The following is a 13,327-nucleotide window of genomic DNA, read 5'->3' on the forward strand; positions in this document are numbered from 1 at the left end:
CGGAGAGCCATGACCGCCCCACAGAACACCCCGGGATCCGCACCGCAGCCATGCTGCTTTCGGCGGCAACCTGCCTGTACTGCCTCTGCTTTAGCGACGTCCCGGAACCCGCGACGCACCTCCTGACCCACCACCCCCGCGGCGAGGTACTGACGGTGTGCGGCCCGTGCGCAGAAGATCCCTGGGTCCACAACGCACTCGAGGAGATTGCGCTGGCTGCCGCCGCCCCATTCCGTCTCACGGGCTGACCGCAGGCGCCCCCCGGGCGCAGCCGCCGCAAGCCAGCGGCGCCGCTCCTCGGCGTCGGACTGGGCGTTCGGCCCCCCCGAGCGGGGGGCACGCGGTCCCGCCACCCGCCGTCCATCAACGAGGGCAGTCTGCCATCACGCCCGTCCCGTAGCCGCTTCGGGACGGGCTCTTGGCGTGGTGTCGAACGGCGTGGCCGACTCCCTTGGGGGAGGCAGTTCAAAGATGCAAGTGTTGGTGACTTCGCTATCCGCCGACCGGGGGCGGACACAGTGCCCACCGTCCTGGGCAGCGGCGTCGGTGGAACGGGACTGGACAGCCCGGCCCGCCAGCGGCAACAGCGGTGCGCTACCACGGAGGTCGACTGCCGAGTCCGCGCGAGGACATACGGACGGCATACTTCCCAGCCCCGCTTCTGGAGGTTGACCGGAGAGCTGTCACGCCTAGCGTGCCCACAGGCGCCGGCTCGGTTCCGACCTTCTGATGCTCCTCGCCGACAGGCGCGCGAGCCATCCCAGCACGACCGCGCCCCGGCGCCCTCGCCCGACCTGCGGTCGACGCCGGGTCGACCGCCAATACCCCCTCAGGGAGCCAACCAGCCATGACCGATCCAATGAAGGCCGCGCGCAACCCTGTGGACCGGCTCGCAGGCCTCGCCGGCCGCTTGGGCGTCGACGCGCCACATCGCTGACGAGATCCACGAAGCTCTTGCCGCCTTTCACCTCGCCGACCAACACCTGGACGACGCAGAGGCTGAAGCGACACCCCTCACCGTCCGCTGGGGCGGGGAGGAGACGTGGAAGGAGCCCGGCCCGGACGGCACCACTGCGTGCGTTCCGCTCACCGGTCCCGGCGGAGTCCCCCTGGTCCTGCGCCTCGACGGTGAGGCACCGGAGGTTCTCGCCGGCATGCTCACTCTCGGAGACCTGCCGGTGGAGTTCGAAGACGAACCCGCCCGCACCGACCCTTGCCAGGCCACGGGCAGGGGAGGCCAGCACGACTACGACGTCACTGAGACGGCTTCCGTGCGCGGAGCCAGCCTTCTGGAGGCCGCCCGCGTGGCGGCCGAGGCGAGGCCGTGCTCCCACCCGCGCGACGTAGACGACCTCGGCATCGACGACCCCGCCACGGGTTCCACCACCATGGTCGACCTGGCCGCCGGCACCGGCCGGGCGGGCCCCCGGTCGCCGGACGTGGACGTGCTGCTGGTCGACCACCACCACGACGGGACCGAGATCCACGTCTTCGTCGACGGCGTCGAGACAGATCCCGAGGACTCCACCTCCGGTGCCGCCTTCCACATCGTCGACCCCGGCTGTGAGGAGGACACCCCCGACCACGAATGGTTCCTCGCCCAGGTCACCCACCAACCGCGCACGCCGGCCGCCGTACGGGCCTTCCTCGGCACTGTGGCCAGGCGCTACCACCGCTGCGATGAGGCCTGCAGGCCCCAGCCCGGTATCAGGAGCGGGGCTGACCAGTGAGCACGACCCACTGATCACACCTCACCCGGGTATCCCCGCCCAGAGGCAGGCCGGCGATACCCGCCCCAGAGCCCACGGCTCCGGTACCCGGCGGCCTGCGGGACGGGACCCACTCGCCGGGACGTCGTCGGCGCCCGCGCGGTGCTGGCCGACTCAAGCACCGTCGCAGCCGCGCCCACCGGCGCACCGCCGCAGCCCGCCCCCGGTCCAGCAGTGCTTGGGATACGGGGTCTGGCTCTTGCGGGACACCTACCGGGACGCCCGCTGCCTTGCCCACGGGCACGGACACCGTGCTGGCTACCGGCGTGCCACACAGTCCGCCGCCCGCCGCCCGTTCGTCGAGCAGCAACTCGACCAGGGCACCGCCTCGGCCGAGCCGACGAAGGACGGCACCTGGTCCTCGGACGACATAGCCACCACGAGCGGTCCGGCCGCACACAGGCGGCCGGACCACTCGTGCTACCGCGATCCGCCCTCCCGCGCAGCCGCTCCACCGCGTCGCCCCACTGTTGAACCCCCAGCGCTATAGCCGGCCCCGCCTCTGCCCGCCACCTTGGCGCGATTCCGGGGGAACCGCGCCGCTGGCTCACCCCCATCCCGTGGAGAGCGGCCGGCCGCGACACCGTTCGGCAGTCCGTCCGCAACCCAACCGGCGGCAGCGGTGGTCGCGTGCCGACCAAGGGACGGCCCACCCGTCCACTCACCAGGATGGGGACGGGAAGCGGTCGGCCGGGCGGCCGCCGCCGCTGCCGCTGCCGTTCTGCAACCAGAGCCAGGCCGGTCGGGGGTTGATTCCCGAAATCGCGCGCCTACGTTCCGGGGTGGCCCGAGTACGGCCTTCAATCCCGCATCCAACGTCACCCCCCGCCCGCGCCGTCCCACCCCTGCCCGGGTGGATCTGGCTAGCCCCAGGGCGGTGCGCAGGGGAGATGCCGGGGGGGGCAAGGCACCCGGGCCTGCCCCGGGGCCCCACAGCCCCGGAGTGTGGTTGTTCATCTGGCCAGACGGTGACCACACCCCGGGACGGGGTCCCCAACTCCGCTACAGGAGAGGTGGATCCACCATGGCACACGCGAGTCCGCGAATTCCAGCAGTACCCCGACGAGCCACCCCACAAGGCGATACCACGCCCGCCCGTCGGACCAGGTCCGCCGTCCCACCCGCACAGGCCGGTCCCAGCGGCCACGACCAGGCCTCACCCGGCGCCGAGGGGAAGGCGTCCTCGACGGCAGCGGCCCGGGCCCTGGCCCTGGCCCGAACCCCGGCGACTGTACGGATCGCCGTCCTACGTGACACCGTCCGACGGCTCCTGGAGACGAACCGGCGGCTGCGGCAGCAGCTGGCCGCGAGCGAGGACCGGGTGCGGGCGCTGACCGAGGAACGAGGCCACCTGCTCACCGAGTTGGCAGACGCCCGCATCGACCCGCTCAGCGGCCTGGCAGTTCGCCGGGCCTTCACTCGCAACGCCACCGAACTGCTGCGCGCCACCGGCCACAGGTACTGCCTGCTCCTGCTCGACCTCGACGAGTTCAAGCCGGTGAACGACCAGTTCGGACATGCGGCCGGTGACGCCGTCCTGACAGAGGTCGGAGCACGCATCACCCGATGGCTGGGACCGACAGAAACCGCCGCACGATCCGGCGGCGACGAGTTCGTCGTCATGGCCGCGCAGGACGCCCGCCTGCCAGCTCGCATTCGGGCCCTGCGCGAGGCGATCGCCGAACCCGTCGCCTACCAGGATCTGCACCTGACCGTCGGAGTGACGGTGGGATCGGCCGAGGTGACAGACGGCTTGTCCAAAGCGCTCGGCGAGGCCGACCAGGCGATGTACAAGGCCAAGGGCTCCGGTCGGCGGGGACGCTCCGCCATCACACCCGGCCACGCGTAGCGGCCCTCCCGCCCGGTACCTCACACGAGGTGCCGGGCAGCCGCGTCCGGCCCCGGCGCCGGACTGACCCCGTGCACGACGCCGGGGGTTGCGCACGCGGAGACCGGCTGCGCCCATCGGACCCAGACATCTCGGCCGATGGCCGCCCGGGCCGGGGCGGAAGCCCAGGCCGGAGCAGACCGGACTGGATCAGTTGACCGGCTGTCCGGAGTGGCTACCTTCTACCTTGCGGCCGGCGGTCGCAGCCGAGCGCCCGGCCTCGTGTGCGGGTGGTACGGGACCTTCGCGCCCGACACCCTGCTGAATGAGTCGCAAGACGCCGACGCCGCCCCGTCTCTCGGTGTCACCACACCGAGGCCCGCGGCGGCCCGTCGGCCGCGGGGCCGAACCCCGACCGCGCTCCGTCCGCCATTCACACCGCGCTGCTGCCCACCCGGGCTCCCGGCGTGTTCGCCTCTCAAGCCGCCACCCCCTAGGGACAGGCGGGGACGGCCGAACCCGCAGCGACGGAAGGCCAACCAACCCTCTACCAAGGAGGTTTCCGCATGCTCTGGGACCTTGTCCCCGGCCAGCGACTCGACCGCTCCGACGTGCACGCCCGCTTCGGCGGCCTCGCCCGAGGACGCATAAGCCCCTCACGTGCCAGCGAGAACATCCTGCTGTTCACCACCCCGACCACCATCGCCAGCGCCTTCGACGGCTGGACCGGCGACCGCGTCCTGTTCGGAGGGACAGGCGGCTCCAACGGTGGGGACCAGAGCCTGACCTACGGCAACGCGACTATCCTCCGGCACGAGGAGGAACAGCGCGCACTGCGCCTGTTCCTCCAGCAGGACAACGGCATCGTCGAATACGTCGGCGCGTACCGCCTCGACCCACTCCTGCCCTTCGTACACGCCGACGCCCCCGCAGACCTTCGCCGCTCGCTGGAGGTGAGGCGCGTCGTCATCTTCCGGCTGATCCCGGTCGACGACCCGCCGAAAGGCCTGCCAATCGCGTCCCCCACCTCCAGCGAGCGTGAGATCCACAAGACCGAGCCAGGAGTCCGCAGCAGCCCATTCGACGGAGAGCCGAGCCCGGCCCAACAAACGGCCGCCAAGCTGCTGCTGCGATACGCAGCATTCGCACGCTGGTCCCGTCAAGCAGAGGTCACCGGATACCGGATCAAGACCCGCGCCAGCCTTACCGATCTGCACGTCGACCTGTTCGACGTCACCCACAACGAAGTGCTGGTGGTACTGCCCAGCTGCGCCCGCCCGGGCATCTGGGAGGCGTTGGGAAGGTTGCACGACCAGGCCCGGTTCTTCACACCCTTGCCCCGCCGTGTGCTGCTCCTGCCCGATGAACCCGACGCCGACCTAACCGAACTGCTCCTGGTCCAGCACGTCACCGCCGTGTGGCCCTCCGGCCCGCGTGAGTTCTCCCGCACCAGCTCCATGCTCTGATCGCCCCGCCCCGCCGTTCGGCATAGGCGGGGCGCCAGCATGTTCGGGGCCCGCCACCCGCCTCTGCGGGTCGAACAGAGTTGCGCCCCACAGCGCGTAGAGACTGCCAGCAGCTGCCGCACACACAACTGCAGGTTGACCGGCTCGACGCCGTGTCTACCGTCCACCCCGGCAAGCACACCGGCCGGACCCGCCCCCGTAGCGGAGCACATTGCCTGTGCCACCCGGGCGGGCCCCGAATCTGACAAACGAGGAGGTCACCCGACCATGACCCCGTTCGCCGCGCACGTCCGCGCGCTGCTTACCGACGAGACCACCGCCGACATCGGCGCCGTCCTCATCGAACTGGAGAAGACAGTCCAGCAGGCCACTCCGTTGGAGGCCATCGGACCACTGAACGAGAGCGACGTGCTGCCGCGGTTGATGCGCATCTGTCGCCCCGACCCCGAGACACACCGCTTCCAGGGCATACAGCCCGGCGCTGAACTCACAGCTGTCGGAGACCTCGAACTCCCCGGACGGATCCCGGGCAGCGGTATCTCATTCCCGGACGACATGCTGGCCTATGCCCGCTCCCTCGCCGACAACGTGCGGACCCCGCGCTTGGACAGCCTCGACGCGGTCGAGGGTACGACGGTCGGAGTACTCCTCATCGTTGGCTGTCTGATCGTCGGGCCGGTCGGGAGAAATCGTCAGCGTGCCCTGTTCGCTGTCCTGGCAGACGGCACGGTGTTCTCCATCGTTCGTACCCAGGGGCAGAATGCGCTCTGGAAGGGCAGGCACCACATAGCCACCAGCCGACACGACCTTCTGTCGGCTCTGTGGCGTATCGGACAGGCAGTGCGGGTCTTCCCGACCGTCACACCGCTTCCGCCTGCTCACTTCTGGTAGAAGGAACTCTTCGTTGATCAATCTCGGCCGCGGTCTGTAGAGACCGCGGCCGACGACCGTTTCCTCGCCGAACTGCATCCGAGCCCGGTCTGTCGGCAGCCTCATCACCCAGGGTTGACCGCTCTCGCACTGGCCTTGGAGGCAGCGATCGCCGCTCTCGTTGCGTACCGGGACGTTGCCCTGACAGCGGGCGCCTCGGTCGGCACGGCCCCGCCTTCGAACCGCAGGACGTGCCGGAGACACTGGGCGCGGCGGACGCCATCCTCTACGAGATCAAGGGCCGACAGCCGCCGGGGATGCGACGCGGCCGATCACAGGGCACGGTCGAGGGGACCGCACTCCCGCGTACCACCGCCCGGGCGGGGTCCCGAAGCGGACAGGGGCCCCGCCCGGACGGGCAGAGCCAGGCAACGACGCGGGCCGCTGCCTGCCGGCGCGCCAACGCCGGAACCGGATAGTGGACTTGACCGGCTACGCCCGGCGCCTACGGTTCCTCCCATCCGTCCGGCCACCCCAGGTCGCACGGCGCCACGCACCGGGTCCCGCCGATGGGCAGCCCGGCCAGCCCGGCGACACCACAACCGTCCGCTTCCGGACGGTGTGTGCGGCCCAAGCCACGAGCCCTGGAGACCCCCGATGCTCAACGACCTAGCCCTCAGCGTCACCGAACTCCTTCCCAAGCCCGCAACGCAACCACGCTCCTGGACCCTCGAAGCGGAGCCGTGCGTCCTCTTCAACAGCAGCCCGGCGGCGGCGCTGACCGACGGTGCCCGCCGAGTCCTGATCGGCCAGGACTCACCGGACACGCTGATCGTGGCCGGCCACTACGGCCACGCAGTGCCTTTCCCGATCGGCGACTATGAATTCGTGCGCGTCGATCAGGCCGCCCCTCAGCGCATCGCCTCCGCGATCCTGCGTACGATCCTTCCCGACCTCGACCAGCACGCCGCCCGGACCGAAGGCAGCGGACGCCGCCTGCTGCGGCGCATGCGAGCCCAGCACACGCTCGTCCTGGCCGTACCCGAGGGCGCGATTGCCTCCGCCGTTTGCGAAGGCCAAAGCCTCTGCTGGACCCCCAGCCCGGGAACAGCAGCGAAGGCCACCGTGAACGAGCGCGGTGACATGGTGACCATCACCGCCGGGCTGACCCTCGCTACGGTCGAACGAGCCCTTCCCGTAGTCCTCCCGCACGGGCCCAGCCCCTGGACCACGCTCAACTCGGTCTACGGCCCCGTGGCCCGGCGGCTGATCGCCGCCCACCACGGCCTGCGCACCCACAAGAACGAGGACCGCCCGGGTACGGACATCATCGACACCACCGAGCTCGGCTACACCGCGGTGGACCGCCCTCTGTCCGTCGCCCTGAAGCTGCCCGTCCCACAGCGGGCTACTCCTACCGCCCGTGTCACGCTGACCACGACGACCGGCCTGGATCTGGCAACCGCCCTCATCCCCAAGCTCTCCCACTGACCCAATGGCCCGCCTTCCGCGCGGGCGCCAACTGGGTCTGGAGCCGGCTCCACACGCTGAGAACCTTTCCGGTCCGCTACGCCATGGCCGGGTCCGAGGAGGAGGTCATCCGGGCCGAGCGCGGGGATTAATCGATCCTCAAAGAACAGCGCAACAAAGTGGTCCACCGCCTGACGCTTCGAGGGCGGGGCCTGAGCCTGCGCGAAGAGGAAGCCCGAAACAACCAGGACGAATAACGGGACAACGCCGCAGCCGCCCCATCCCATACGGGACAGGGGCGGCTCGGCCGTTTTCCTGACCGCAACCCATAGGGGCGCATCCGTCGACGATCCCACGCCATGCGCGACCACACACATTCGGACCGGAAGACCAGGGGGAGAACCCCCACGGCCCTGGCCCGGCACAGGGAAGGGCCCGCAAAATGCCTACAGGAGAGGCCTCTCCGAAGGGGATTTCTCCCGGTTTAAGCACGACTTGACTGGCCCTTTCGAGGCCGTACCTTCACCTCCATCGAAAGCGACCCAAGAAGGAGTCGCTAAAGATGGAGAGAGAAATACATGAGCATCCCGAAGAATCATCGCGACCTCGGGCAGGGAACCGTCGTCCCATTCCCCATCTCGCCGGAATACGTGAAGGGATGGACCACCCCGAGGGCGATCGTCGAACTGATCGCCAACGCCCTCGACGAGGACCCCAATGCGACCGTCCACTGGGCCGACGGGAACCTCACCATCGAGGACAACGGCCCCGGAATCGCCCAGGACGCATTCCTCCTCGGAGCCTCCAAGAAGACCGCCAACCAGATCGGCCAGTTCGGCGAAGGCAAGAAGCTCGCCGCGCTCGTCCTGGCACGCGACCCGGCCATCGGCGAGATCTGGTTCGACACCGTCGGCTACACCTTCACCCCGACCATCGAGAACCGCAGCCTCCTGGACGGCATCGTCCCGACCCGGAACGGCACGGCATCCGCAACCCTGGTCTACACCCTCTACCCCTTGGACCGGACCGCCGGGACAAAGATCACCATCCAGTGCCCCCAAGAGGTCGCGGACGAGGCCATCGCACGCGTCCTGTACCTCACGGAACCCGACTACACCCCGCCCGCAGGCAAGGCCCGCATCCTGCTCGGCGGGGTCCCCGGACGGATCTACATCGGCGGAGTCCTCGTCACGGACGACCCACGGCTCTCCGTCAGCTACGACCTCCCTCTGGCCCTCGCCAAGGGGGACCAGAACCGGGACCGAACCTTCATCGACGGCCGGGCACTGGAACGGCACCTCACTGGCGCCCTCGCCAGCTGCGCCGAACCGGGCGTCATCGAGCACTTCGTGAGCAGGGCCCTCGCCAAGGAGCCCATCGCCGCCCAAGAGCAGTACTTCGCCGCCGTCCACGACTACGACGTCCGACTCGCTTTCCGGCGGATCGCCGAGCAGGTCCTCCCAGCCGGAAAGCGGGTGTACTACCAGGGCAAGAACGAAGGAGTCGAGGGCATCGAAACCGACGCCTGGCTTCTGGACAGCGGTGTACACCTCGTGGAGACCGATCTGCCCAGGTGGCAGCACGAAGAACTCATGAGGCTTCTCGGGGTCGAGCGCAGGCACACGGCAGAGCACAGGGAGGCCGACCGGCAAGAGCGCACGACCATATGGGTCAACCACAAGGACCTCTCCGAAGCACAGCGTCAGAACCTGGACGACGCCGCAATGCTGCTCCGCTCAACCCTGGGGGAAGAAAGCGTCGGAAGGGTCCGGGCCTATACCGAGAGCCGCCTGGTCGGCTACGGCACCCTCGGAATCTACGACCACAAGGCCGATACCATCGGCTTCCACCTCGACACACTGAGCAGCCGAGACACGACCATCAGCACCGCCATCCGTATGGCGGGCCACCGCAAGGCCTATCTCCAGAAGACCCGCCACACCGAAGGCGCCCACGGATTCACGGAGGCCCTCACGGAGATAGCCGTCACCTTCCTTGAGGCGTATCTGGCTCTGGCAGCCGACTCGACTGTCAGTCGCCAGCCCGCCGCCGACGGAACCCAGCAGGGAACAACCCTTCCCGCCGACACCGGGTCCACCAGTCACAAGTCCCCCACCAAGTACACCAAGCCGAACCGCAACGAAATCGCACGGGCGAGGCACCTCCGTGACGCGCCGCCGGTGCGCCGCCGCCTCGCCGAACTGCTCCACCAACGCATGAACGAGGTCCAGACCGCGACCGAAACCAAGAGCATCGTCCGCATCCTCCAGACCGTTGCCCTGACCAAGGCCTACTGGGACGTGCTCGACAGCCCCCACCCCGTGGGCTGGCGCCGCCGCCAAGGCATTAGCTGCGTGATCGACTATGACAAGATCACCGCCATCGCCGACCTCGTGGGGGTCAACCCCGCCGTGATCTTCCTCGCCCACATGGCAGAGGAAGGCCCCACCTACAACCGGCGCGGCAACGACCACAGCCAGAAGCCGTGGTCCGGCCGCCTCCAGGGACCGGTCACCCGAGCCATCTCTGACCTCCAAGCAGCCGGAGGCATCTACGCCGAACAGATCCCCAGCATCCAGGCCATGGCCAACGGACAGACCCCCTACGACAACGAAGGACAGTGGCTGAAGCCGCTTCACACCCTGCTCAAGGCCGAAGAGGAACGACTCGGTTAAAGCACCAGTGCCGCCCGGCTCACCACATGGAGAACCGGGCGGCACACCCATCTCTACCCGCCAAGCAGGAACACGGTCCGGACGGCAGCGCATTCGCCTGCGACGTTTTCCGGTCCGACGAGGAGTTGGGCTGCCCGTCTGGGAACTCCAGCGTGAGGAGCACAGACTGCACGTCCCCCGCGACTGACACCCGTGTCGTGCGGGCCGCAGGATGCAGAGGGGAATCCTGCCGGGGGTTGACCGGCCGGGCGCCAGGCCTACCTTCCCTCTCGCACCGCACCGCCTGCTGTACCGGCAGCCGGGCCGTGCGATCGGGTGCCCGCCCCCGGCCCTGTCCCGCTCACTCCTGGCCGGCGGCGTGCACCCCGGGTACCGACGCCCGCCCGGCACTCCCGGGCCCGCACCCGAGCCGCCCGCACGCCTCGACTCGGTGCGGGCACCCACCTGCCGCCCACCTGCGTGCACTGTTCCGCCGACCGCGCCCGCCTCACCGCCCTCCACCTGCACGCCCTGAACGGTCTCGCAAACCAGCGCGGTTGGGGTGTTGACCGGTTCGATCCCGTGGCTACTTTCCTCCCCGGGAGAGCGCCCCGGCCCGGCTGCTGTGCTGTACACCACCGCCCCGGCCGCGCCCTGGCCGGTTTGCCAACTCGTGCCTACCGTCCCACGGCCCCGGTCCGCTACGCCGCCCCAGTCCGTGTCCCGTCTGACAACTGACCATGCCGGGCGGGCGGTACCCAGGCCTGGCCAGCCCACCTCATCGTCCCGAATCCCCTGCACGCCGCGCCTTCCGAGTGCGCGTCACCATCCGAGCGCCGCTCGCAGCCACACGTCCGGCACTACCCCAGACCAGCCACCAGGAGAAGAGATGTCCGACACCACCACGAAGCTCACTGAGAAGATCAAAGCGCTGAGTGCGTTGATCGACCATCCGCGCACCGGAGAAGGGGAACGAGACACGGCCCGCCGGATGCTCGCCCGGGCACTGACCAAGGCGCAGAGGGACGGCGTTGACGTCGGCGAGAGGGAGTCACGTGATCACCGGGTGTACGGCGAGAAGTACCACCAGGTACGGACACTCGGCCTGGTGGCGATCGCCAAGCTGATGCGTGAGGACGTGAAGCTGGCCCGAAGGCTCGGCCGACTTCCGGCGACCACACCGGGCGCGCTCGCCCTGGTCGACGGGCTCGGTGCCCTCCCACCTGAGGTGAAGGTCTCGATTCGCAGCGAGTACTACTCCGGCGGAGGCTCGATCCACATCCGGGTCAAGGCCATCCCCTGCGGTTGGGGGTTCGTTCAGGGGACGCGTCACGGCCGGGAGGTAATGGTTCCCTCGCCCATATTCCAGGCCGCTCTAGATGACCTGAAGGCGATCCACGCCGCCTACAACTATGACGGCAGCGACCTGACAACGGACCACTTCGACCGCAACTACCTTGGCATCGTCGACTACGAGCGTCCGACGGAACGTGCCTGACAGCCACCGCCCACACTTGAACGCACCGCCGCTGCGTCCCGTGCCCAGTCGGTGCCCGGCACAGGCGGCCACCGTCTGCCGCGCGGCCGAGGCGTTGCCGCTGTACCCCGGCCCGCCTGCCCCGTGCCTGGGGGCGTGCCGCCGTGCGCATGCTGTTCCCCGGCTCCCGGCAACCAGAGGGGCGGGTCCAGCGCGGGGTGAGTGCCCGCGTCCGGCTGTCCGACCCCCACGCAACCCGCTTGGCGCCCGGCTCGGTCGGATGTTGACCGGCCCTGTCCCGCGGCTACCTTCCAACCCGGGAGAGCCCCGGCGCTGCGCCGCGCCGCCGGCCGCTTTCCTACGCCTGCCCCCGGGTAGGCGGGCCCGTTCGATCCGTTCCGGGCCCTCAGAGCCGTCCACCAACTCACCGGAGCACACCATGGACCCCACCGCTACCGCACACGCTCTCGCGACCGCTCTCTCCCAGCACGGCATCCCCGCCGAGAGGACCGACCTCTCCGGTGACCGTGCCGTCGCGGTCGAGCTCACCATCCGTACCAGCCCCGCAGGATCCCGTGACTACCACGTCCTCTACCTCGAACCCGACGACCAGGGCGACACCGTGCTGTGGCAGCTCACCACCGCCCACGGCGAGATCACCATCAACGGCACCGGCGCCTGGCACATCCCCGACGCCCCGCTGCTGACGACCGAGTACCGCCACCAGCACACCGTCACCGCCCTGTCCGGCTGGATGAAGGAGCGCGGCGCCCGTCCCGGCGCCCCCGCGCTCCCCCCGACCGAGGTCCTCCTCAGCCTCGAACTGCAAGGGTGGGAACTGGGGCTTCTGCGTCTCACCGCCGCCTACGCCGAGGCACTGATCAGCGGTCAGGCGACGGCCGACACCACGCCCGCCGACCTCGCCGCCCTCCACCCCGAACTCACCGCCCGGTACGACAACCCGAACCTGGATGGATGGCACCTCGCAGGGGACGCCATACGCGCGCTCGCGGACGGCCGCGTCACCGAGGACACGTCCGCCGCCAGTGACCACATCGACGTCACCCCCGACCTGGTCAACAGGTACGGTCCGCGCGCCCTCGCCCGACTTCGGCAAGGCTTCGACGGCGACGTCCTCGCCGCCGCCCGCTTCTTCCTCGCCGCCAACACCCCTATCTCAGATACCCCCTGACCCCGCTGACTCTCCGGGGCCGCGCGGAGCAACACCGCGTGGCCCCGTCCGGGCTGGTCCGCAGACGCGGCCAGCAGGAACAGACCCGTAGCAGGCCCGCAGCGCTGTCCGCCCGTTGCGGCCGGGGGTTGACTGGTTGTCCGCCGGTTCTATGGTTCGTCGTGCTCCCAGCCGGCCACTGTCGAGGGCTGATGCGCTCTGGTGGTGCGGGTCCCCCGCCCCGGTCCCTCCGCGCCCCCGGGGGCGGGTGGCACACCGGCGGCCGGGACCCCGTACCCCCATTCGCAGGGTCCCGGCTGCTGGGGCGGGTCGTCAAGGGCGGGAGTTCCCCGATCGTCAGACACACAGCGAGAGAGAAGAGAGACACCACATGGGCGTCACACTCGGAAAGAATCAGCGCGCGGTGCTGGAAAGCATGGCCGCCCCGGACCACTCCGACACCTGGTACCCAGGCTGTGGGTGGATATGGGGCAATCGCTCCGAAACCGAGCGAATCATGGTTGCTCTCGAACGACGCGGCCTCCTCGACCGTGTATCCGTCACCGATCGCGTGACCGGATGGCGGATCAACACCACCGGCAAAGCCGAGGCCGCCCGGTGA

Annotated in this window: 9 protein-coding genes; all 9 read left to right on the forward strand. The window is 69.6% G+C overall.

Translation table 11 applies throughout. The features are described from left to right. The first annotated feature begins 1,154 nt into the window (after window positions 1–1,154). A complete protein-coding gene (locus ACIOGZ_RS28925; protein ID WP_400988095.1) occupies window positions 1,155–1,730 on the forward strand; it encodes a hypothetical protein in 576 nt (191 codons plus the stop codon). A gap of 1,063 nt (window positions 1,731–2,793) precedes the next feature. Beyond that, window positions 2,794–3,618, forward strand: a complete 825-nt coding sequence (locus ACIOGZ_RS28930; RefSeq protein WP_400988097.1) for a GGDEF domain-containing protein — start codon at window positions 2,794–2,796, stop codon at window positions 3,616–3,618. A gap of 545 nt (window positions 3,619–4,163) precedes the next feature. Then, window positions 4,164–5,063 (forward strand): hypothetical protein, encoded by a 900-nt coding sequence (locus ACIOGZ_RS28935; protein ID WP_400988099.1) that lies wholly within the window; start codon window positions 4,164–4,166, stop codon window positions 5,061–5,063. A 267-nt stretch (window positions 5,064–5,330) separates the two neighbouring features. After that, window positions 5,331–5,954: a hypothetical protein gene (locus tag ACIOGZ_RS28940; protein WP_400988101.1), complete on the forward strand. Its 624-nt coding sequence runs from the start codon at window positions 5,331–5,333 to the stop codon at window positions 5,952–5,954. 636 nt (window positions 5,955–6,590) lie between these two features. Beyond that, window positions 6,591–7,424, forward strand: a complete 834-nt coding sequence (locus ACIOGZ_RS28945) for a hypothetical protein (protein WP_400988103.1) — start codon at window positions 6,591–6,593, stop codon at window positions 7,422–7,424. A gap of 557 nt (window positions 7,425–7,981) precedes the next feature. Continuing rightward, window positions 7,982–10,078 carry a hypothetical protein gene (locus ACIOGZ_RS28950; RefSeq protein WP_363631594.1) on the forward strand — a complete coding sequence of 699 codons (2,097 nt, stop codon included), beginning with the start codon at window positions 7,982–7,984 and terminating at the stop codon, window positions 10,076–10,078. Window positions 10,079–10,946: 868 nt separating this feature from the next. Then, window positions 10,947–11,555 carry a hypothetical protein gene (locus tag ACIOGZ_RS28955; RefSeq protein ID WP_363631596.1) on the forward strand — a complete coding sequence of 203 codons (609 nt, stop codon included), beginning with the start codon at window positions 10,947–10,949 and terminating at the stop codon, window positions 11,553–11,555. A gap of 418 nt (window positions 11,556–11,973) precedes the next feature. Next, the gene (locus ACIOGZ_RS28960) at window positions 11,974–12,726 is read left to right on the forward strand and encodes a hypothetical protein (RefSeq protein WP_363631597.1); all 753 of its coding nucleotides are present in this window, start codon (window positions 11,974–11,976) and stop codon (window positions 12,724–12,726) included. A gap of 370 nt (window positions 12,727–13,096) precedes the next feature. Further along, the gene (locus ACIOGZ_RS28965; RefSeq protein WP_400988105.1) at window positions 13,097–13,327 is read left to right on the forward strand and encodes a hypothetical protein; all 231 of its coding nucleotides are present in this window, start codon (window positions 13,097–13,099) and stop codon (window positions 13,325–13,327) included.

Source organism: Kitasatospora sp. NPDC088160 (assembly GCF_044741445.1).
Classification (GTDB): domain Bacteria; phylum Actinomycetota; class Actinomycetes; order Streptomycetales; family Streptomycetaceae; genus Kitasatospora.